Source organism: Pseudomonas fluorescens, assembly GCF_002022275.1.
Classification (GTDB): Bacteria; Pseudomonadota; Gammaproteobacteria; order Pseudomonadales; family Pseudomonadaceae; genus Aquipseudomonas; species Aquipseudomonas fluorescens_AJ.
In genome coordinates this window covers 69,505-91,558 of record NZ_MSDF01000051.1, presented here as the reverse complement: position 1 = coordinate 91,558, position 22,054 = coordinate 69,505, and the positions used below count along the sequence as shown (strand labels likewise).

The window sequence follows — 22,054 nt, the reverse complement described above, 5'->3', positions numbered from 1 at the left end:
TTGATATATAGCGGCGAATAGTAGCGAAGCCGTCGCAGGCGCTTCATGAAACCTGTGGCAGCGATACTTTCGCGCGCCACCACCAGCCGCGCTGCAAGCCTGCCGCTGCCAGCAGAATCGCCGCCACGCCCAGCCATTGCAGCCAGCCCAGGCGGTGGCCGAAGGCAAACCAGTCGACGAAAATCGCGGCGATGGGGTAGATAAACGACAGCGCCCCGGTGATGGCCGTCGGCAGTTTCTGGATCGCGCCGTACAGCAATACGTACATCAAACCAGTGTGCACCACGCCCAGCGTCGCCAGTGCTGCCCAGGCCTGCGTCGAGGCCGGCAGGCTGTTCCACGGCACCAGCGGCGCCAGCAATAGCGCGCCGGTGGCGACTTGAATCAGCGCCATCAAATGGGCTGGCACTTCCTTTAAACGCTTGATGATCAGCGCAGCAATCGCATACAAAAATGCCGCCCCCAACGCCAGCGCAATACCGGACAGATAATCGCTGCCACCGCTTTGCTCCTCACCGTGGGCGGTGACAATCGCCAACATGCCGAGGAATGCCACGCTCAACCACGCGAGTTTTTGCACAGTGATTTTTTCACCCAGAAACACCGCCGCCAACAGCACCAACATGAACGGCTGCAGGTTATAAACCGCCGTGCTGATGGCGATCGAGGCATGGGAGTACGATTCGAACAGCAACAACCAATTACCGACAATGGCCACGCCGCTGAGCATCGCCAGACCGAATTTGGCCCACGTCAGCAAATCCAGGCGCAGGTAACCCAACCAGGCACACACCAGCAGCAACGTCAGCCCGCCGATCACACAGCGCCAGAACACCACCTCGATCACCGACACGCCCGACACCAGCACAAACCAGCCGATGGTGCCCGAGATCAGCATGGCGGCGACCATTTCCCACGACCCGCGACGGATAGATGTGTCCACGATGAGTGCTCCTCAAATGAGGCTCAATTATGGCAATCTGTTTGGCAGCAGCTCCAGCGACTAAAAAAGGCAAATCCTGGAAATCACCTTTTCTTATTAGGCAGGCACCATGATTGACACCATCGACCAGCAACTGATTGCCGCCCTGATGGACGATTCGCGCCTGTCCCTCAAAGCCCTGGCGGGGCTCACCGGGCTGTCCTCGCCCAGCGTCGGCGAGCGCCTGCGCCGCCTCGAAGAACGCGGCGTACTGACCCACTACACCGTCGATATCGACGCCAAACACTTCGGTTACCTGCTGCAAGCCATCGTTCGCATTCGGCCATTACCCGGCAAATTGCAGGAAGTGGAACGCCAGATCCAGGCCATCCCGCAGTTCACCGAGTGCGACAAGGTCACCGGCGAAGACTGCTTTATCGCCCGCCTGCATGTGCGCACCATGGAACAGTTGGACACCCTGCTCGACCGCCTGAATGTCTACGCCGAAACCAACACCGCCATCGTCAAGAAGACTCCGGTGAAACGCCGGTTGCCGCCGTTGGCGGATGAGTGATTTCACCTCACTGTGGCGAGCGGGCTTGCCCCGCGTTGGGCTGCGAAGCGGCCCCATACCAGCCGATGAAATATGCCTGGAAAAACGCGGTGACTATTTTGGGGCTGCTGCGCAGCCCAACGCGGGGCAAGCCCGCTCGCCACAGAAAGCCCGCTCGCCACAAAAAGCGCTCAGCCGTGCAGTCCCTTCGCGGCGTTTAACAAACCCTGGAATTTACGATAACGAATCTCCAGCACCTCCTGCTGGGAGACATCAGGCAAGTACCGCGCCTTTACCGGCATGCCCGCTTGCAGCAATTGCGCACCCTGCCCAATCGCCAGGAACCCAAGCTTCGCCGCGCCAATGCACGCGCTCAGTTCACTGCCTTGCAGCGTAAAAATCTCCCGCTGCAGGATATTCGCCAGCAACTGCGCCCAATAATCGCTGCGCGCGCCGCCGCCCACCAACGCGCAGGCGCCGACGCTGGCACCGGCTGACTGCACTGCGCGCAAGGCATCCAGCAAACCAAAACCTACGCCCTCCATCACCGCGTAACCGAGCATCGCCGGCGTGCAGTCATGCCCCAGGCTCATAAACCCGCCGCGCAACAAAGGATCGTTGTGGGGCGTGCGCTCGCCGGCCAGGTAGGGCAAAAACAATGGCGTATCCAGCGGCACCGGCTGTGCGATCGGCAATTGCGCTTGCACTTGGTCCAGCAGCGTCTGTTCATCCGCCGTACCGGTCAGGCGTGTGACCCAGCGCAAGCAACTGGCACCGGCCAGCATGGCGCCCATGGTGTACCAGCGGTCTGGCAGCGCATGGCAAAAACTGTGCACGGCGCTCGCCGGGTTGCCGGCGGCGTGGTCGGTGATCGCGACAATCGCGGCGCTGGTGCCCAGGGTGATAAAGCCGTCACCGGCGTTGATCGCGCCGATGCCAACCGCAGCCACCGGGTTATCCCCACCGCCGCCGGCGATAACGACCTCGGGCGACAACCCCAAACCGGTCGCGGTTAAAAGCCCACTGGCCGCGCCGCCTTCCACCAGTCTCGGCATCTGCGCAGGTGTCAGGCCCGTCGCGCGCACCATCGGGGTGAACCATTCACGGCGTGCCACATCCAGCCACAGCGTGCCGGCAGCGTCCGACATCTCGCTGATGCGCTCACCGCTCAAGCGCAAACGCAGGTAGTCCTTGGGTGACAGCACGCAATCAATCGCCTTGAACACCTCAGGTTCATGTCGCTGCAACCATAAGAGTTTCGGCGCAGTGAGCCCGGCCATGGGCAGGCTGCCGGTCACCTCGGCAAAGCCCGCGCCGAGTTGTTCGGCCTCGGCGACGGCACGCGAGTCATCCCACAGGATCGCCGGATATAACACACGGTTGTCATCGCCCAGCAATACCGCGCCGTGCATTTGGCCGGACAGACCGATGCAGGCCACCCGCCGAAACGCTTCATGGCCACGCAGCTCCGACAGCGCCTGCAAACAGGCTTGCCACCAATCTTCAGGGGCTTGCTCGGACCAGCCGCTGTGACGGCGCAAGACGCTCAGGCGCACGCCAGCGTGGGCCAGCACGACGCCATCGGCGTCCATCAGGATCGCCTTGAGTTCAGAAGTGCCCAGATCAATGCCGAGGGAAACAGGACTGCTCATACGAGGGTGGTTCCAATCAGATACAGCCACAGGAATTACGCCATTGCAGGCTCGGCGTCAGGCGCACGCTCTGAGTCGGCGCGTCTGGCGTTGCCATGCGCTGCAACAGCATCTGCACCGCGCGAGCGCCCAGCGCCTTGACCGGCTGGGCGATCAGGGTCAGGCGCGGCACGAAAAAATCCGCCCAGTCAAAATCATCAAAACCGACCAGGGACATCTGCCCTGGCACCTCAATGTGCGCATCACGCAGAGCGTGCATGGCGCCCAGCGTCATCAGGTTATTGCCCGCCATAATCGCCGTCGGTGGCACCGGCAACCCCAGCAATTGCGCAGTTGCAGCCCGGGCCGGCTCGCTGTTGGAGCCGCCGTTGACCAGCAACTGCGGATCAAAATCCACGCCAGCCACCTCTAACGCGGCGCGATAACCCGCGACGCGCTCATCGGTCGTCCCAAGCCCCGCGCGCCCGGCGATAAACCCGATGCGGCGGTGCCCGTGTTCAATCAAGTGCGTGATCAGCGCCTGCGTGGACAGGGTGTTCTCCACCCCGACCTGATCAAATTGATCGCTCATCATGCGATCCACCAGCACCGTCGGCATCTCGTTCGCCTGCAAATATTCCAGGGCCCGCGAGCCGGTGGACGGTGCCAGTAAAATTCCGTCGACACGCCGGTGATGCAGCGCCGTGACCACCCGCAGCTCCTGCTCCGGGTCGTCGTGGGTGTCGACAAACAGCATCATGTAGCCGTGCTTGGCGCACTCGGTTTCAATCGCGTGCACCGTCTCGCTGAAGTAGTGGTTGGACAGCGCCGAAATCGCCACGCCAATCGTGCTGGTGCTGGAACGCGCCAGCGAGCGCGCCAGGGTGTTGGGGATGTACCCCAACGCCTGAATCGCCCGCTGTACCGCCTGCACCGTATCGGGGCTGACCTTGCGGGTGCCGTTCAACACATGGGACACCGTCGATGTCGACACCCCCGCTCGGCTTGCCACGTCATCCATGGTGACCACAGCGCTGCTCCCCTTTCAGTGGATCAATGTTTGCTCGACCAGCCGCTGTACGACCCGACGTTGTCACGGGTGATCAGTTTTGGCGTAAGCAGGGTTACCGCTTCGGCCGGGGCCTTGTCATTGAGAATGTCATTGCCCACGTTGACGGCGGTTTGCGCCATGGCCCACGGGTCCTGGCTGGCGGAGGCCTGAATTTGCGTGTCGGTTTTCAGCGCGTTCTCGATGTCCGGCGCACCGTCCACGGAGGTGATGATGATGCCGCTGCGTTTAAGCTGCTTGGCCGCCAGGTCGCTGCCGATGGCTTGCGGGTCGTTGATCGCGAACAGGCCGTCGATTTTCGGGAAGCGCGTGAGGTAACCCTGCATCACGTTCAAACCGCCTTCGCGCGAGCCTTTGCCGTCCTGATCATCGGACAACACCTTGATGTCCGGTGCAGCGGCCAGCGCGGCCTTGCAGCCTTTGACGCGGTCGGTCACCGCGGTGACTTGCGGGCCGTTCTGGATGATCACATTGCCTTTGCCGGAGAGCTTGTCCACCAGGAACTGGCAGGCCAGTTTGCCGGCTTCGACGTTGTCGGTCTGCACGGTGGCGTTGACGCCTTTGGCGTCCACATCCACGGCCACTACGACAATCCCCGCATCGCGGGCTTTCTTGATCGCCGAGGCCATGGCAGACGGGTCAACCGCGTTGATCAGGATCAGGTCGACCTTGGAGGAGATGAAGTTGTCGATCTGCGAAAACTGCTTGCTCAGGTCATAGTCAGCCGACACCGAGGTCACTTTGACGTTGGGGTTCAGCTCCTTGGCCCGGGCTGTGGCGCCGTCGGCCAGGGTCACGAAATACGGGTTGCCGAGCGAGCCCATGCTGATGCCGAGGGCTTTGAGTTCACGGGCTTCGACGGCTTGGGACATCAGGGCAGCCAAGGCAATAACGGGAAACAGGCGTTTGACGTTCATGCGGGTCTCTCTTGTGATTGTTGTTTGAGTGAATTCAGGTCCGCGCACCGGACTGGCGATAACGATCCAGCGCCACCGCGCCAATGATCACGATGCCCTTGATGATGTACTGCCAGATATCCGATACGCCCAGCAGCACCAGGCCATTGGTGAGTACCGCGATGATCAGCGCGCCAATCAGCGTGCCGCCGATGGTGCCGACGCCGCCGGTAAAACTGGTGCCGCCAAGGATCACCGCCGCAATCGCATCCAGCTCATAGGATTGCCCGAGTTGCAGGCCATTGGCGGCGAACAGGCGCGAAGCGCTCATCACCGCACCGAGCCCGGCGAGTGCACCGGACATGGCGTAGACGAACAGCAACACCTTCCACACCTTGATCCCCGACAGCCGCGCCGCTTCCGGGTTGCCGCCCACCGAATAGATCTGCACGCCCATCACCGTACGGCGCAGGATGAACCACGACAGTGCCACCACGGCCACGGCAATGATCACCAGCCAAGGCACACCGAGCACCGAGTCGTTGCCGATAAATGCAAACGGCAAGTCGGGGTTGAACACGGTTTTGTCATCGGCGAGCAAGCGCGCCAACCCGCGCATGGCGGTGAGCGCACCCAGGGTCACGATAAACGGCGGCAGGCGCATAAACGCGATCAAGCCGCCGTTTACCAGGCCGAGTAACAGGCCAAAGCCGATGCCGGCAGCAATCCCGAACATGCCGAACTGCGGCGACATCGAGGCCTGCAAGGCAACCACGGCCGAGGCCGCGAGAATCGCGCCCACCGACAGGTCGATGCCCGCCGTGAGGATCACAAAGGTCATGCCCGCCGCCAGCACCACGTTGACCGAGGCCTGTTGGGTGATGATCGACAGGTTCTGTACCGTCAGGAAGTTCTCGCTGGCCAGGGCAAAGCCCACCAGCAACAGGATCAGCACCGGCAGCATGCCGACCGTGCGCATCAGCTCGCGAACCCGCTCGGCTTTACCTGTTGTTGCAACGTTCAACTCAGCCATTGGCTACCACCTGATCGCCACCGGTGGCGAGGTCAATAATACGTTCCTGGGAAATGACGTGGCCGGACGCCCCGCCAACTTCGGCCACCAACTGGCCTTCGCGCATGATCAGCACACGGTCGCAGGTACCGATGATTTCCGGCAGCTCGCTGGAAATCACCACGATGCCGACACCGGCCAGCGCCAGTTGATTGATGATGCGGTAGATCTCGGACTTGGAGCCGATGTCCACACCCCGCGTGGGTTCGTCGAGTATCAGCACGTGCGGCTTGACCTCCAGCAGGCGAGCCAGCAAGACCTTCTGCTGATTGCCGCCGGACAGCGCGCCGACGTTGACCTTGCCCGACGCCACACGAATCGACAGCGACTTGATGGCGTCGTTTGAGCGCTGCAAGGCGTGGCCACGGTCGAGCACGCCACCGGCATGGGCGTCCGGCACGCAGGCGCAGACGTTGATGTTGTCCGCCACGCTCATGTCGAGGAACAGGCCCTGAGCCTTACGGTCTTCGGTGAGGTACACCACGCCCGCGCGGATAGCATCTGCCGGGGTGCGCAATTGGGTCACGGTCTTGCCGACCACTTCAAGGGTGCCGCTGGTGCGTGGGTCGGCGGCGAAGATCAGCCGCGCCAATTCCGTACGCCCGGCCCCGACCAGCCCGGCAATGCCCAGCACTTCACCGGCGTGCAGGTCGAAACTGCAGTTGCGCACACGCTTGCCGTCGGCCATGTCACGCACGCGCATCACCACGTCTCCGGGGTTGTAAGCGGCGTGTTCCTTCTTGTAGAAACCGGAGAGGTCGCGGCCGACCATCATTTTCACCAGCACTTCGGCCGACAGCGCATCGCGGGTCAGTTCGCCGATGTATTGGCCGTCGCGCAGCACCGAAACCCGGTCCGACAACTCGTAGATCTCGGCCATGCGATGGCTGATGTAGATAATCGCCAGGCCCTGGCCTCGCAGTTGTTTGATCAGCGCGAACAGGCGGTCCGTCTCGCGTGAAGACAGCGGCGTGGTCGGCTCGTCCATCACCAGGATTTTCGCGTGGCCGTGCAGGGCGCGGGCGATTTCGACCAACTGGCGCTCGGCAATCGACAAGCTGCTGACCGAGGTGGAAGGTTTGAATTCGGCGCCCAGGCGTTGCAGCACTTCCACGCAACCGGCCTGCATGCCTTTGCGGTCGATGGTCCAGCCCCGCCGCAGTTCACGGCCCAGGTAAATATTTTCGGCCACGCTTAGGTTCGGGCACAGGCTCAGTTCCTGATAGATCACGGCGATGCCGAGGGCTTTGGCGGTGGCGGGGTCGAAGGTGGCGACAGGCTGGCCGCTGATGCGGATTTCACCGCCAGGGTCGGCCTGGTAAGCGCCGGAGAGGATTTTCATCAAGGTCGATTTGCCGGCGCCGTTCTCCCCCATCAAGGCGTGAATTTCACCGGGGTAGACCTTCAGGCCGACATTCTTGAGCACGCGCAAACCATTGAAGGTTTTGCTGATGCCCTGCATCTCAAGCAAGGGTTCAAGGCTCATGGATGAGCTCCTGGATTTATTATTTTTGTAATCGAGTGCCGCCGACTCTAGTCAGTTACATTTCCTTACGCAAGCGCTTGCGTATGCCGTTTATCGCTTGATGAATCGTTTCATCAAGCGCACAAGCCAGTAATCCGCAGATTCGGCACGCTCATGAAATGAATTTTAAAAGACAGCGGAATAAACCCGTCGGCCCAGCCGTTTCTCCTGCATTCACTGGAAGACATCAGGATGCGTCATGACCTCACCCTCAAGCGTCGTCGTTTATATCTGGTATCCCCATGGGGCCGACGTGGGCCATGCGGCGATGTACATCGGCGATCCCGTGATCGGCAAAATGATCGAAGTGCGCTATGACCGTTATCGCAACGAAGGCGAACGTGATCGCGACCGGGCGTTTATCGAGCAATACAACACCGCGTATGTGAGCTGGTGGCCGGAGGGTCGAGCGGCCATGACCGGCAAGCAGCCGCAGGAACGCAATTTGTTCCTGGAGTCGGACATCCGCGCAGAGGGCTGCAAACCGCACGTGGTGTACACCATTACCGGGCTGAATATGCAGGCGATGCAGGCCGAGTGGTACAACATCCGCAGCAAACCCAACGCCAATTACCAGATGCTGCGCAAGAGCTGCTCGACCATCGTGCTGCGCGTGCTCAAGGCCGGTGGCGCGATGGAAGAACTGCCGCTGATCAAGCGCGCATGGTTCTCCAACAACCTGTACGTCACGCCGAAAAACATTGCGCAGGTCTGTAACGAGCTGCGCGACAGGGGCCTGGCGACCAAAGCCAAAAGCGCGTTGTGCCCGGAAAAAGGCGCCTTCATGTTTGGCCTTCGATAGAGGCGCAGGGCTGTATAACCAAATCAAATAGCGTAAATAAACAGATACGCCTTCCACAGCGAGCGGCGCGGGTGAATGATCCGCTGAAAATTCCTCCCACCACCCTGCAGGTCGCACCATGAGCTCAAACCAAAACTTCACCTTGCTACTTGGCCGTGCGTTGCTGGTCGCGCTGTTTTTATTCAGCGGGATCGGCAAACTGATGGCGCCCGAAGCGACCATCAGCTACATCGCTGCGTCTGGCGCGCCCTTCCCTTCACTCGCCTACGGCATTGCGCTGATCGTCGAGCTCGGGCTGGCCACCGCCTTGTTGCTGGGCTATCGCGTGCGCCCGGTGGCGCTGTTGATGGCGGCCTTTACCTTGCTGACCGCGTTGCTGTTCCACAACCACTTCGGTGACAAGGGCCAGTTGATCAACTTCCTGAAAAACGTCGCGATCACCGGCGGTTTCCTGCAAATCGCCGTGTTTGGCGCCGGCACGTTCAGCCTGGATCACCTGCGCGCGCAACGCGCCGTCCACGCCTGACCGCTCTGGGTTGAGGGCTGAAAGCTTCCGGGGGGACGCTTTCAACCCTCAAAACGCCATAATCTCTGCTATTGTCCAAAGACCTCATCTCCTCCTCGTCGCCTCTGTGCGATCTTCTGTGAGCATGCTCTGCGCCATCTTCTGTTGACGATGGCGGGCCTGAAGTTCACGGATATCTTGCGATGGCTACACGCTCAACCGACCAACCGCCCGAACCGCAATCGCGGGCTGAAAAAATAGTCGAATTCAAACGCCAGAAAACCCTGCTCAAGACCGGGGCCCTGCAAGACGCGATCTTCAACAGCGCGTACTTCTCAAGCATTGCCACCGATGAAAAAGGCGTGATCCAGATCTTCAATGTCGGCGCCGAACGCATGCTCGGTTATGCCGCCGCCGATGTGGTGAACCGCATCACACCCGCCGATATTTCAGACCCCGCAGAGCTGATTACTCGCGCCGCCGCCCTCAGTGCAGAACTGGACACGCCCATCACTCCAGGCTTCGAAGCCCTGGTGTTCAAGGCCTCGCGCGGCATCGAGGACATCTACGAGCTGACCTATATACGCAAGGACGGCAGTCGGCTGTCGGCGATGGTGTCGGTGACCGCCCTGCGCAACCGCCATGACATGATCATCGGCTACTTGCTGATCGGCACCGATAACACCGCGCGCAAACAGGAGGAAGCCGAACGCAAAGGCTTCGAGCGAGCCCTGGAAGAAAAAAACCTCGAGCTGGAACACGCCAGCCACATGAAGTCCGAATTCCTCGCCACCATGTCCCATGAACTGCGCACGCCGCTGAACGCGGTGATCGGTTTTTCCGAGGCGCTCAAAGATGGCCTGGTCGGAGACATGAGCGACACCCAGCGCGAATACATCGGCGACATCTTCACCAGCGGCCAGCACCTGTTGTCGTTGATCAACGACATCCTCGACCTGTCCAAGGTCGAGGCCGGCATGATGGAGCTGGAACTGGAGCCCGCAGAGCTTGCCGGGCTGCTGGCCAACAGTTTGCTGATCGTGCGCGAAAAAGCCGCGCTGCAACGCATTCAGCTCAAGCTCGACTACACAGACGACGTCGGCTGCCTGGAACTGGACCTGCGCAAGACCAAGCAAATCGTCTACAACCTGCTGGCCAACGCGGTGAAATTCAGCGCACACGGTAGCAGCGTCACACTGGCTGTGCGCGAAGTGGACCGCGAGCAGGTCGGGCAGATTTGCGGTGATTGGCCGGCCCACAGCTTCGCCCTGCAACCCAGTACGCATCAGCGGTTTCTGGAGTTAAGCGTCAGCGACACCGGCATCGGTATCGCCAGGGACGACATGGGCAAGCTGTTCAAGGCGTTCAGCCAGATCGACAGCAGCCTGGCGCGCAAATTCGAAGGCACGGGCCTTGGGCTGGCGATGGTCAAGCAGCTCACCGACCTGCATGGCGGCAGCGTGGCGGTGGCCAGTCGTGAAGGCCAGGGCGCACGGTTTGTCGTGTGGCTGCCCTTGCTCCGTGCAGTGGAGGCCTCATGGCCGAAATCCTGATCGTCGAAGACAACGAAGCCAACATGCGCCTGGCGCGCTTGTTGTTGGTGAATGCGGGCCACAGCGTGTTGTGGGCCGCGGATGCCGAAACCGGCCTGACCTTGGCCCGGGACGCGCAGCCGGCGCTGATCCTGATGGATATTCAGCTACCGGGAATGGACGGCCTGGCCGCCACCTCACTGCTCAAGAGGGACCCGCTGACGGCGCACATCCCGGTGATCGCCCTGACGGCCATGGCCATGAAGGAAGACCGCGAGAAAACCCGGCTGGCCGGCTGTGATGCCTACATCATCAAGCCGCTGCGCTACAAAGAGCTGTACCAGGTGATCGACACCTTGCTGCATACGAACATCAGCCCTCTTACATGAGTCCTCTCCATGGCCAGCCAACCCGCAACGCTGTTGATCGTTGATGATGAACCCCAGGTTCGCAAACTGTTGGAAACCCTGCTGCAACACGAGGGCTACCAGACTCTGTGTGCGAGCAGCGGCGAAGAAGCCCTGCAACTGGTGGCGCAACAGCCACCTGACCTGATCCTGCTGGACATCATGATGCCGGGCATGGACGGCTACGAAGTCGCCAGCCAATTAAAGAAGGACGAAACCACAGCAAACATCCCGATCATCATGCTCTCGGCCCTCAGCGAGCCCAGCGCACGCGTCAGCGGGCTGGAAACCGGCGCAGAGGAATTTCTCAGCAAGCCGGTGGAGCGCGTCGAATTATGGCTGCGGGTGCGCAACCTGCTCAGGCTCAAGGCTCGCGGCGATCAACTGAAAAACCACAGCCTGATGCTGGAGCAGCAATTGCAGCAAAAAACCGGCGCAATGGCCGGCATGAACGTGCATGACCTGGCCCGCCATGACCTGGAGACGGCCCTGCGCCTGGCCGTTGAGCAGCGTGATTTTACGGTGCATTACCAGCCCAAGATTGAACTGGCGGGCGGGCAGATTTGTGCGCTTGAAGCCCTGCTGCGTTGGGAGCGCCCGGGCTACGGCGCGGTGTCCCCCGCCGTGTTCGTGCCGGTGCTGGAGAGCCTCGGGCTGATTGTCGAGGTGGGCCGCTGGGTCATCGAAACCGTGTGCCAACAGATTGCCGAATGGCAGCGCGGCGCGATCGGCGCCGTTGAGGTCTCGGTGAACGTCTCCGGCCATCAATTGATCGAGGGCGACCTGATTGCCGATATCGAGCGCATCCTCGTGCAAACCGGGGTCGAGGCGCACTGGCTGGAGGTAGAACTGACCGAAGGCTCGCTGATGGAAAACACCCAGCACACCATTGCCAGCCTGCAGCGGCTGCGCGCCATGGGCGTGAAGATTTCCATCGACGACTTCGGCACCGGCTATTCGAGCCTGGCCTACCTGCGACGCTTTCCGATCGACACGCTTAAAATCGATATCGCGTTTATCCGCGAAGTCACCAGCAACCCGCAGGACGCCGCGATCACCCGCACCATCATCGAGTTGGCCCACAGCCTCAGCTTGCGTGCGGTGGCCGAAGGCGTGGAAACCCAGGCGCAGCTGGCATTTTTGAAAGAGGCCGGTTGCGATCAGATCCAGGGCTATCTGTTCAGCCGCCCCTTGCCCGTGGACACCCTCGAGCGCTTATTGCTGGAGCGTCTACAGGGAGCGTGAAAGATCCTCGCGCAGGCACTCGATCAAGCCGCGGTGGGTCGCACTCAGGCGCTCCGCGCCGCTGATCAACGCCAGTTCGGACGGCGGTACCGGCGGCAGTTCCGTGCAAATGCGGTGGCTGGGCAATACTGCCGTGTTGGGCAAGATGCTGATACCCAACCCGGACGTCACCGCCGCCTGGATGCCCGTGAGGCTATGGCTGCCAAACGCGACGCGCCAGCTGCGCCGGGCTTTGTCCAAGGTACGAATGGCGCGCTGGCGATAGATGCAACCTTGGGGAAACAACGCCAGCGGCAGGGTTTCGGCGCTCAGGTCCTGGCCTTCGCTGCACACCCACACCAGCGGCTCCGGCCAGCTGGCATGGCATTCGCCGCTGCCGGCTTCGCGCTTGACCAGGGCGATGTCGATCTCGCCGTTGTCCAGCTGACGCCGCAGATCAGTGCTCATGCCGCTGACCGTTTCCAGGCGCGCTTCGGGGCGGGCGCGCACAAATTCAGAGAGCATCGAGGCCATGCGCGTCGCGTCGAAATCTTCAGGCACGCCCAGGCGCACAGGCACCACGCTGGCTTCGGTGCTCAGGGCATCACGCGCTTCCCGGGACAGGTTCAGCAGGCGGCGCGCGTAGTGGGTCAACAGTTCGCCGTGTTCGGTCGGGCTGACCTGCTGGCCCGATCGATCACGTACCAGCAACGCCTGGCCGACGTTTTCTTCCAGCTTGCGAATCTGTTGGCTCACGGTGGATTGGGTGCGATGCACGCGCTCGGCAGCGCGGGTGAAGCTGCCTTCGTCCACCACGCAGACCAGGGTTTGCAGCAGTTCAAGATCAAACATGGCGGGCGTCCTGCTTATCGATAAATCAACTGTATAAAAGAGGTTAATTTAATTTCCAACTAACCACCAGACTTCCTATGCTCTCTCTGTCCCCACCATTGCCTGCAGGTGCCCCATGTCGCTTGATAACTCCCCTCGCCCGCTGTGGCTGACCTTCGACTGCTACGGCACGCTGATCCAGTGGGACGAAGGCCTGCGTGCAGCCGTGGACCGCATCCTTGAAGAAAAAGGCGAGCATCAGGTCGACCGGGATACCCTGATCAGCGTCTACGACCATCACGAACACGCGCTGGAACAAACCCCGCCGCATCGCAGCTTTCGGACCTTGGCGGGATTGGGGCTGCAACTGGCGCTGAAGGAACTCGGCCTGCCGGCCAACGAACACGACGGCGCGACCCTGACCGACAGCATCAGCGCGATGCCGCCATTTCCCGAAGTGGTGGGCACGCTCAAACAGTTAAAGGATTGGGGTTACAAGCTGTGCATCGTCTCCAACACGGACGATGACGTAATTGCCGGCAACGTCGCGCAGCTGGGCGGCTATATCGACCGCGTGATTACCGCGCAGCAGGCCGGCGCCTACAAACCCAATCGCCGCTTGTTCGACTACGCGCATGAGCAACTGGGCGTGAGCCTTGAGCAGGTGGTGCATATTTGCGCGAGCCCGCACCTGGATCATGCCGCGGCGCGGGATATCGGCTTTCGGTGCGTGTGGATCGACCGCGGCACCGGGCGTCAGTTGTTGGCGGATTACACGCCGGATGCGATTTTGCCGACACTCGACGGGGTGCCTAAACTATTCAAATCGATCAATTGGTGAACTTGATCGCGGGTGCCGTGTGTGTGTGCAAATGCCGAACCGGTTCTCGTCTTCGCGATACGGTAAATAAAAATGGGCAGCCACCTTGTGGCCACCCCTGTTTATCCAACGCCAGACTCCTTCATTTCATGGAAAGTACTTTTCGACCAGCGCATACAGAATGGCCGCTGTTTCAGGGTCCAGCACGCCGTCGTACGTTTTAGCGCGAAAATGCAGTTGAAAGGCTCGTATCAGATTCTCGTAGTTCTTTTGAACGTTTGCTCCAGACACGTCATACCCGTATCGACTCAAATTCGCCAAGACATTCGCTTGCGTCGGTAAGAGATTATCAAATTGCACCTCGTAGTTTTGCTTTGTTGCCTCGTCATACCATGCTCCAACTCCAGCCTTATAAAGTTCTTTCCAGGGAAATGCAGCACCCGGGTCAGATTTCCTGCCAGCTGAAATATCACTGTGTCCGAGGACTTGGGGAGGTGTGATATCGGGATAACGGTTCAGGATGGCTTGTAATAGCTCTATCACTGCATCAATCTGTACGGGGTTATAAGGCGGAAATGTAAAAACACCTTTATTGTCGGTGGCAAGATTAACCATCTCGATCCCAATGGACGTGTCGTTAAGGTTACTGCGTCCGGCCCAACTGCTGACGCCCGCATGCCAAGCCCGTTGTGTTTCGTCGACCAGGTTGAAAATGGTCATACCCGTGAACCCTGCGTTAATGTAGGTTTGGTCGGTAGGATCTGGCAGCGAGTAATGTGCGCTCACAGTGCCGCCTGTCAATGCGTTTATAGAGTCTATGAAGTTGCACGCTGTATAGTGCAGTACAAGAAATCGAATTCGACTGTTAAATCCTTTAACAGAGCGATAGCTGGTGGTGTCAATCTTATACATAAAAAGTCCCTTTAATTTGAACGAGCGACAATTAGTCAGCCGATGTGCCTCACTGTCACAGCACGCGTCTTTCGTGCTGCGCTACTTAATTTGAGTGATTGACTGGCGCCGCACATCTGTCAGGTATGACAGTTTTTTAGGCTTATTCGAAATAACCAACAATCGCAACTGGCTTCATTTACAAACTTGCCAGGTTGAACCCTCCTGGGGACACAGAACGCGCGCGCCCACACATCTGCAGCTGCACCTACCGAGTTATTGAGTGCTAGCCCTTAGTGATCGCAACGACGCATTGCGTCAAGGGTCCAGCACACCGCCGCTGTAGCTGTCGGATAAACGCGTGCCGGTGAATTTGGCCACCACCGAGCCCTGTGCTGCGAGGCGTTCGCGGTGGCCGGTGACCATACGGCCGGTCTGCGCTGCGTGCAGGATGACTTCGGAATCCGGGTCGCCGGGGCGCGCGATAATCCGTGCGAATGGCTGGCCTTCTTCGACGTAATCACCCAGGCCTTTCTCGAACACCAGCACGCCGGCGCAGGGCGCAAGGATGGTTTCCATGCAACCCATGTCCACCACGTCGCCCTGCCATTCGTTGATGACCGCCACTTCGTCGATCACTCCATTCACGCACAGCCAAGCCCACAGGCCATCGGCGTCCTGCTGCGCCAGTGCGTCGCTCACGTCTGCTTGCCCGCGCAGTTCAATCGTTGCGGCCAGGCGCGGGGCGCCGTGATTGATGATGGTTTCTTCGAAAGAGCCGTCGCCGCCTTCGTCCCAGACGATCACCACGTCCACCTGCAACGCCGCCGCCAGTGCCAGGCCTTGTTCCGGCCAGAAACGGCGGTGGATGTAAAGGTAGGGCAAGGCTTCATCGTCGGTGTGCAGGTCGAGCACCAGGTCCGCGTCAGCGGCGAGTTGCACCAGCTGTTTTTGCCACTGTGCGAGGTTGCTCGCCGGGCGCTCCATGGCCAGGGAATGGTCGAAGGCGCGGTTGAAGTTCTGCCCGGTGGCTTCATGGAACCGCCCGAGCAGTTTGCCCTGGCGAAACTGGCCGATGCCGAACGGGTTGGCTTGCGGCACCACGGTGACACTGCCGCGCAGCAAGCCCTGCGCCTGGCAGGCCTGCAAGCGCGGCAGCAGTTGGTGCAGCACCAGCATCCCGGCGATCTCGTCAGCGTGCACACCGGCCTGCAGGTGAACCGAGGGCCCGTTACCGTTACCGTCAAAGCGCCAGGCACCGATGTTCAGCGTATTGCCAGCGTCGCCGGTGACCTGCCACGAAAGGTCTTTTGCCATGCCTTGCCCTCCTCCGATCATTTTATCTGTAGAGATTGAACACACGTTCAACTAATCTTGACGCTCTGGCTTTTATCAAAGGCATTCCCGTGAGCATCGACCCTCCCAAACTGCGCCGCGCCGACCCCGATGAACGCCGGGACCTGCTGATTGCCGCCACCCTGACCAGCCTCGCCCGCGACGGGCATGCGGGTATTTCCGTACGGCGCATCGCGGCAGAGGCCGGGGTCTCCGTGGGTTTGCTCAACCACCACTTCGGCACCATCGATGCCTTGATTGCCGAGACCTACCACAAGCTCGCCAGTGAATTGACCAGCGCCCTTTGGCAGCAAGTCGAACTGGCCGACGGCGCCGCAGCGCGTCTGGATGCGTTCCTCAGTGCCTCGTTTTCGCCAAGGGTGATGGACCCCGACCTGCTCGGCGTGTGGGTGGTGTTCTGGAGCCTGATCCGCCACTCGCCCCACGTAAACCAGTCCCACGAGAACAGCTACCGCGCCTACCTGGCCCTGATCCAGCAACTGCTCGACGACTTGGCCCGCAGCGAGAACCTCGTTATCCACGACAGCCACCTCGCCGCCATCGGCCTATCGGCGATGCTCGACGGGCTCTGGCTTGAGGGGTGCCTCAACCCCGGCACCTTCAGCCCCGCCAACGGGCTGCACATCTGCCGTTGCTGGGTACAAGGGCTGCGTCACGGAGCATTCGGCGCCGACCACGTCTTGTGATTCGGGGTGGCGCGCGCTGAGCATGGCCAGCGTGCCGCTCACGGCAATCAGCACCGCGCCGATGATCAATGAAACGTCCATCAGCGTGCCCCAGATCAGGCTCGACAAGATGAACGCCCAGATCAGCCCGGTGTACTCGAACGGCGCCAGTAGCGTCGCCGTGGCGCGACGGAAACTGGCAAACAGCAAAAACTGACCGATACCGCCAACCAACCCTGCCGCCAACATGCCCAGCCAAGCCGGTGTCGGCGCCGGTGTGTGGGTCCACGGCAGGGTCACCGCCATGCACACCACAAACACCACGTTAGTGATCAGCATTTGTTCGAGCACCGAGGTGGTGGGGTCAACCTGGCGCAGCTGGATATAGGTAAACGCCCAGCACAACGCGGCGGCCAGGGTCAGGGCGATGGGCAACGGGTCGACCATGTTGCTCGGCCGACAGGCGATCACTACGCCGACAAACCCGATGATCAACGAGACCCACTGGCCCCGGCTGGCGCGCTCCTTGAGGATCAGCGCCGCGAGCAGGGTCACCATGATCGGCGCGGAGAAATACAGGGTGGTCATTTCCGCCAGGGTCAGGTCCTTGGCGGCGGTGTAATACAGCAGCCACGCCAGCAACGACAACAGCCCGCGAATGATCAGCAGCGTGCGGCTGGCCGAGGTCCAGGCCCGGCGCAGCAGGCCCATGCGCCCGGCGATCACACACGCGCCGACCACCACCAGGCTGCGCCAGAACAGGATGGTGAATACCGAGTAATCGGCCACCAGCCATTTGATCGCCGCATCCTGTAAGGCCAGAAACGCGTAGGCCAGTGAGCACAGGGCAATCCCTTGCAGCGCGCGATCCTGTTTCATCCGGCCGACCTGCGCAGCGGCGTGCCGCGTCGTTCGGCAATCGCATAGACGCCTTCAATCAGGAACGTTAGGCACAGATACACAGCGGCCACCAACAGCAACGGCTGATAAATCTGCAAGGTTTGCGCGCGCACCACGTTGGCTGCGCCAAGCAGGTCGACCACGGCAATGGTCGAGGCCAGTGCAGTGGACTTGAGCAGCATCACGGTTTCCCCCGCCAGCGTCGGCAGCAACAGGCGCATCGCCCGTGGCAAGCGTACCCGCAGCAGCGCCTGGCGCGCGGTCATGCCAAACGCCGAAGCGGCTTCCATTTCGCCCTTGGGCACCGCCAGCAGGCCACCGCGAATCACTTCACCGACGTACGCGCCCACCGACAACACCAGCGCAAACACGATGTACCAATAACCGTCGCGCAGAAACGGCCACAAAAAGCTGCCGCGAATCATCGGGAACTGCGCAAACAAGCTGCCCAGGCCGTAGTAAAAAATATAGATCTGGATCAGCAGCGGCGTCCCGCGCAGCACACTGGTATACGCCAGCGCGCCCCGGGCCAGCCACTTGCGCCGGGACAGGCGCGCCAGTGCCACCAGCACCGCCAGGCCAAAGCCCAGCACCGCCGAAATGGCCAGCAGCGACAAGGTGGTCTGCAAGCCTTTGGCGATCAACGCGGCGTAGTAACTTATCCAATCGGGCATGAATCCCTCACTCGACAACCGGCATCCAGCGACGAATACGTCGCTCCAGGCGCCCGGAGAGGTGGTTGGAAGCCAGCGTCACCAGGTAATACAAGGCGGCGGCGGTGAGGTAGAACAGCAAATAGTGGCGGGTCGAACCCGCGGCCTGCTTGGCGGTGTAGAGCAGCTCGTTGGTGCCGACCACGCTGATCAGCGCGCTGTCCTTGATCAGGTTGATCCACAGGTTTGACATGCCGGCCAGGGCGTACGGCGCCATGATCGGCAAGGTCACCCGGCGGAACAGGCCAACGCCGCTCAAGCCAAAGGCGCGCGCCGCTTCGATCTGGCCGTGGGGAATCGCCAGGATCGCCGCGCGGAAAATCTCCGACGCGTAAGCGCCCTGCACCAGCCCCAACACCAAAATCGCCACCAGCGGCCCGCTGATGTTGACCTGCTCAAACCCCAACCACAGCATCAACGCGTTGAGGCCCATGGAGCCTGCGTAATACAGCAGCAGAATCAGCAGCAGTTCCGGTACCGCACGAAACACCGTGGTGTAGCCGCGCATCAGCAGGGCAATCGGGCGTGGCGCACTGAGCTTGGCGCAGGCCACCACCAGACCGATCAGCAAACCCACCGCAAACGAGCCGGCGGAGATTTGCAGGGTCATCCATAACCCTTTGAGCAGCGCGTTGCCCCACCCTTGCTCGCCGAAGCTTAAGAGGTCGAACATTATTGGCTCTGCTGGGCGATTTGCTGGTACGGGCTGTCGCAGACCTTGCTCACATACGCCGGGGTGTCAGCGCGCTTGCACGGGCTCACGGACACGCCGAAGTAGTGCTGGGACAGGTCGTCAAAGTCCTTGCTCACCAACAGCTCGCCGATGGCCTTGTCCAGACGGGCCTTGAGCGCGGTGTCTTCCTTGCGCAAGCCGGCGCCGACGCCACGGCCGATGATCGGGTCATACGGCACGCTGGCGATGTGGGCCAGGCCACTGGCTTCCGGGGTTTTGACCATCATCGCGATGGCGGTGTCGTCAGCCATCATGTAGTCGATGCGCCCGGCAATCAGGTCGGCGTTGGCCGATTCCTGGGTGTCGTAGTACTTAAGGTCAGCGATGTTTTCGTAATACTTTTTCAGGTAATTGGCGCTGACGGTTGAGATCTGCACCCCAATCAACTTGCCCTTGAGGCCTTCAGGCGTAATGTCCACGGTCGCGCCCTTGGGCCCGGCCACGCCCAGCAGCGAGTCGTAATAAGCACGGCTGAAGGCAATCTGTTTTTCACGCTCGTCGGTGACCGACATGGAAGAGAAAATCACGTCGATCTTCTTCGCCAGCAGCGACGGGATGATGCCGTCCCACGCCACTTCCTTGATCTGGCATTCGGCTTTCATGCCTTCACACAGCTTGTGGATCAGGTCCACTTCAAAACCGGACCACTGGCCATTGCCGCCTTTTACGGTAAACGGCGGGTAAGGTTCCGCTGCTACCGCAAACACAATGGGCTTTTCCGCCGCCTGCACAAAACCTGCGGCCAACATCAATACTGCACTGCTCAACCACGTTGCCATGCTTCTGGATTTCATGATTTGCCCCGTCTTTTTTTGGAGTTAGCGAGTTTGATGCGCGTTGACGAACTGTCGGCAACGTTCACTGCGTGGGTCGATAAACACCGAGTCCGGCGTGCCGCTTTCCTCGATCATGCCTTGGTGCAAAAAAGCCACTTTGGACGACACATCCCGCGCAAATGCCATTTCATGGGTCACCAGAATCATGGTGCGGCCTTCCTCGGCCAACGAGCGGATCACCCGCAGTACTTCGCCCACCAGCTCCGGATCGAGCGCCGAGGTGGGTTCGTCAAACAACATGACTTTGGGACGCATGGCCAGCGCACGGGCAATCGCCACGCGCTGTTGCTGGCCACCGGAAAGGAACGCCGGGTATTCGTTGCGCTTGGCGGCAAGGCCGACGCGGTCGAGCAAGGCTTCGGCGCGCTCGATGGCCTCGGCACGGCTTTCGCGGAGTACCTGAGTGGGGGCTTCTATAAGATTTTCGAGCACCGTGCGGTGCGGCCACAGGTTGAAGTTCTGGAACACCATGCCCAGGGTGGAGCGGATGCGCACCAGTTGCTTGGCGTCCGCCACCAGTGGCGCGCCGGGGCGGCCGTAGTTGAGCTTGATGCTTTCACCGTCCACCTGAATGCTGCCCTGGTCGGGCACTTCGAGCATGTTGATGCAGCGCAGCAAAGTGCTTTTGCCCGAACCGCTGGCGCCGATCAGCGAGATTACTTCGCCTTCGTGGGCGGTGAGGGAAATGCCCTTGAGCACCTCGATATTGCCGAAGCGTTTGTGCAAGTCGATGACTTCGATCATCTTCCTCGCTTCGGCGGGTTGCACCACTTCGATTCTGGGCGCCGGCGCGAGACGAGGCTCGCCGGCCAGCTTGGCGACAAACGCGGCGATACGCTGGCAGGCTTCGGCCAGGCGGTCTTCGCCCAATGTGAAGGACAACCGCACAAAGCCCTGCGCCGGTTCACCGAACGCGGCGGCGTCCAATACGGAAACCCCGGCTTCGCGGAACAACCGCCAGGCAAAATCCAGCGAGCCCAGGCCGGTGCCTCGTATGTCCACCAGCACAAACATGCCCGCTTGCGGCGCTTGCACCTTGATGCCCTGACAAGCACTGAGCCCCGCCACCACCAGATCACGGCGGCGGCGGTAGATTTCGCGCATGCCGACCGTCACTTGATCATGGGCCAGCACCGCTGCCGTGGCCGCCTCCATGACAAAACCCGGCAAGCCATAAAGCATGCTCAGCACCAGGGTTTCGGCGTGTACGACCATCTCTGGCGCGGCGACAATCCAGCCGATCCGCCAGCCCGTCATCGCGTGGGATTTGGACAAGCTGCCGATGACGATGCAGCGCTCAGCCATCCCCGGCAACGCCGCGAGGCTGTGGTAGTCACCGTCGAACACCAGGCTTTCGTAGACCTCATCCACCACCACCCACAGGTCATGGGCGATGGCCAGGTCGGCAATGGCTTGCAGTTCTTGTGGGTTGAGTACCACGCCGGTCGGGTTGTTCGGGTTGGAAAAGAAGATCGCCCGGGTGCGCGGTGTGATGGCGGCGGCGAGCAAGTGCGCATCCAGGCGAAAGCCCGATTCCGGCGAGCACGGCACGCGCACCAGCGTCGCGCCACTGGCCTTGAGCGTGGCTTCGTAGGTGACGTACATCGGGTCGAGCACCAGCACTTCATCACCCGCCTGCAACAGGCACAGCGAGGTGACGAACAGCGCGTTTTGCGCACCGGCCACGGTAATGACGTTGTCGGCGTTGAGCGGGCGTGACAGGGTTTTGCTGTAGCGGGCGGCGATCGCCTCGCGCAGCGCTGGGCGGCCCGGGATTTCGGTGTAATGGGTGTCGCCATCGCGCAAGGCGCTCACGGCGGCATCGGTGATGAACGAGGGCGTGGCGAAGTCAGGGTCGCCGACGCTGAGGATGATGATGTCTTCGCCCTGGCTTGCGGCATGAAACGCGGCGTGGTGGATGTCCCAGGCGGCGACGCCCTGCCCTGCAATTCGTTCGGCGAAGGGGGAAAACCGCATGCCAGAGCCTCTCGTTCAAGAAGAAAAAGCGCGAACCCGCTCTCGTGAAAGCGGGTGGATGCGGTCAACATAGTTCAAACTGAACAGTCGTTCAATGGCTAAGTTTGAGGGGGTGTCGTTTATCGCTCAAACAGGTCGTGAATGAAATTTACCTATCGCAACTGTGGTGTGGGAGCCGGACTTATGTGGGAGCT

General features: G+C 61.0%; 21 protein-coding genes and 1 pseudogene. 8 read left to right on the top strand and 14 right to left on the bottom strand.

What is annotated here, in order from left to right:
• Positions 1-43: 43 nt before the first annotated feature.
• Complete coding sequence (locus tag BFW87_RS25030) at positions 44-943, bottom strand: DMT family transporter (RefSeq protein WP_078742390.1); 900 nt, start codon at positions 941-943, stop codon at positions 44-46.
• 109 nt (positions 944-1,052) lie between these two features.
• Between BFW87_RS25030 and BFW87_RS25025 the strand changes: the two genes are divergently transcribed.
• Positions 1,053-1,496 (top strand): Lrp/AsnC family transcriptional regulator, encoded by a 444-nt coding sequence (locus tag BFW87_RS25025; protein ID WP_078742389.1) that lies wholly within the window; start codon positions 1,053-1,055, stop codon positions 1,494-1,496.
• Between the two features lie 170 nt (positions 1,497-1,666).
• Here BFW87_RS25025 and xylB read toward each other — a convergent pair whose 3' ends face one another.
• From xylB to BFW87_RS25000, 5 genes are read right to left on the bottom strand one after another with little or no spacing between them, the layout of a single operon-like run.
• Complete coding sequence (xylB, locus tag BFW87_RS25020; protein ID WP_078742388.1) at positions 1,667-3,127, bottom strand: xylulokinase; 1,461 nt, start codon at positions 3,125-3,127, stop codon at positions 1,667-1,669.
• A 16-nt stretch (positions 3,128-3,143) separates the two neighbouring features.
• Entirely contained in the window at positions 3,144-4,136 is a 993-nt protein-coding gene (locus tag BFW87_RS25015; protein ID WP_078742387.1) for a LacI family DNA-binding transcriptional regulator, read from the bottom strand.
• A gap of 23 nt (positions 4,137-4,159) precedes the next feature.
• The gene (locus BFW87_RS25010; protein WP_078742386.1) at positions 4,160-5,092 is read right to left on the bottom strand and encodes an ABC transporter substrate-binding protein; all 933 of its coding nucleotides are present in this window, start codon (positions 5,090-5,092) and stop codon (positions 4,160-4,162) included.
• Positions 5,093-5,126: 34 nt separating this feature from the next.
• Positions 5,127-6,104: an ABC transporter permease subunit gene (locus BFW87_RS25005; protein WP_078742385.1), complete on the bottom strand. Its 978-nt coding sequence runs from the start codon at positions 6,102-6,104 to the stop codon at positions 5,127-5,129.
• Positions 6,097-7,629, bottom strand: a complete 1,533-nt coding sequence (locus BFW87_RS25000; protein WP_078742384.1) for a sugar ABC transporter ATP-binding protein — start codon at positions 7,627-7,629, stop codon at positions 6,097-6,099. Before BFW87_RS25000 ends, BFW87_RS25005 begins: the two co-directional genes overlap by 8 nt.
• A 238-nt stretch (positions 7,630-7,867) precedes the next feature.
• On the opposite strand from BFW87_RS25000, the gene BFW87_RS24995 reads away from it, so the two are divergent.
• The 5 genes from BFW87_RS24995 to BFW87_RS24975 all read left to right on the top strand — a co-directional run bounded on the left by BFW87_RS24995 (position 7,868) and on the right by BFW87_RS24975 (position 12,159).
• A complete protein-coding gene (locus BFW87_RS24995) occupies positions 7,868-8,470 on the top strand; it encodes a hypothetical protein (protein WP_254865944.1) in 603 nt (200 codons plus the stop codon).
• Positions 8,471-8,588: 118 nt separating this feature from the next.
• Positions 8,589-8,996 (top strand): DoxX family protein, encoded by a 408-nt coding sequence (locus tag BFW87_RS24990; protein WP_078742383.1) that lies wholly within the window; start codon positions 8,589-8,591, stop codon positions 8,994-8,996.
• Positions 8,997-9,178: 182 nt separating this feature from the next.
• Positions 9,179-10,528, top strand: a complete 1,350-nt coding sequence (locus BFW87_RS24985; RefSeq protein WP_078742382.1) for a sensor histidine kinase — start codon at positions 9,179-9,181, stop codon at positions 10,526-10,528.
• Positions 10,513-10,896, top strand: coding sequence for a response regulator (locus BFW87_RS24980; protein ID WP_078742381.1), 384 nt, complete (start codon positions 10,513-10,515; stop codon positions 10,894-10,896). Before BFW87_RS24985 ends, BFW87_RS24980 begins: the two co-directional genes overlap by 16 nt.
• Positions 10,897-10,905: 9 nt before the next feature.
• A complete protein-coding gene (locus BFW87_RS24975; RefSeq protein ID WP_078742380.1) occupies positions 10,906-12,159 on the top strand; it encodes an EAL domain-containing response regulator in 1,254 nt (417 codons plus the stop codon).
• On the opposite strand, the gene BFW87_RS24970 is transcribed toward BFW87_RS24975, so the two are convergent.
• On the bottom strand, positions 12,145-12,990 hold the full coding sequence (locus BFW87_RS24970) for a LysR family transcriptional regulator (RefSeq protein ID WP_078742379.1): 846 nt from the start codon (positions 12,988-12,990) through the stop codon (positions 12,145-12,147). The genes BFW87_RS24975 and BFW87_RS24970 overlap by 15 nt on opposite strands.
• Positions 12,991-13,105: 115 nt before the next feature.
• On the opposite strand from BFW87_RS24970, the gene BFW87_RS24965 reads away from it, so the two are divergent.
• Entirely contained in the window at positions 13,106-13,810 is a 705-nt protein-coding gene (locus BFW87_RS24965; protein ID WP_078742378.1) for a haloacid dehalogenase type II, read from the top strand.
• Between the two features lie 126 nt (positions 13,811-13,936).
• Here the strand turns inward: BFW87_RS24965 and BFW87_RS24960 are convergent, their stop codons facing one another.
• Together BFW87_RS24960 and BFW87_RS24955 are read right to left on the bottom strand one after the other, a co-directional pair.
• Complete coding sequence (locus tag BFW87_RS24960; protein WP_078742377.1) at positions 13,937-14,701, bottom strand: N-acetylmuramoyl-L-alanine amidase; 765 nt, start codon at positions 14,699-14,701, stop codon at positions 13,937-13,939.
• A gap of 297 nt (positions 14,702-14,998) precedes the next feature.
• Positions 14,999-15,997: a succinylglutamate desuccinylase/aspartoacylase domain-containing protein gene (locus BFW87_RS24955; protein WP_078742376.1), complete on the bottom strand. Its 999-nt coding sequence runs from the start codon at positions 15,995-15,997 to the stop codon at positions 14,999-15,001.
• An 89-nt stretch (positions 15,998-16,086) separates the two neighbouring features.
• On the opposite strand from BFW87_RS24955, the pseudogene BFW87_RS32380 reads away from it, so the two are divergent.
• A pseudogene (locus BFW87_RS32380) lies at positions 16,087-16,626 on the top strand (TetR/AcrR family transcriptional regulator); the annotation flags it as partial.
• On the opposite strand, the gene BFW87_RS24945 reads toward BFW87_RS32380, so the two are convergent.
• The 5 genes from BFW87_RS24945 to BFW87_RS32470 are packed head-to-tail and all read right to left on the bottom strand — an operon-like array spanning position 16,582 to position 21,860.
• Positions 16,582-17,580, bottom strand: coding sequence for a DMT family transporter (locus BFW87_RS24945; protein ID WP_078742374.1), 999 nt, complete (start codon positions 17,578-17,580; stop codon positions 16,582-16,584). The pseudogene BFW87_RS32380 and the gene BFW87_RS24945 overlap by 45 nt on opposite strands.
• Positions 17,577-18,275: an ABC transporter permease gene (locus BFW87_RS24940; RefSeq protein WP_078742373.1), complete on the bottom strand. Its 699-nt coding sequence runs from the start codon at positions 18,273-18,275 to the stop codon at positions 17,577-17,579. Before BFW87_RS24940 ends, BFW87_RS24945 begins: the two co-directional genes overlap by 4 nt.
• A gap of 7 nt (positions 18,276-18,282) precedes the next feature.
• On the bottom strand, positions 18,283-18,987 hold the full coding sequence (locus BFW87_RS24935; RefSeq protein WP_078742372.1) for an ABC transporter permease: 705 nt from the start codon (positions 18,985-18,987) through the stop codon (positions 18,283-18,285).
• Positions 18,987-19,841: a transporter substrate-binding domain-containing protein gene (locus BFW87_RS24930; RefSeq protein WP_078742371.1), complete on the bottom strand. Its 855-nt coding sequence runs from the start codon at positions 19,839-19,841 to the stop codon at positions 18,987-18,989. The genes BFW87_RS24935 and BFW87_RS24930 overlap by 1 nt, the downstream gene beginning before the upstream one ends.
• A gap of 24 nt (positions 19,842-19,865) precedes the next feature.
• Entirely contained in the window at positions 19,866-21,860 is a 1,995-nt protein-coding gene (locus tag BFW87_RS32470; protein ID WP_078742370.1) for an aminotransferase class I/II-fold pyridoxal phosphate-dependent enzyme, read from the bottom strand.
• Positions 21,861-22,054: the final 194 nt, after the last annotated feature.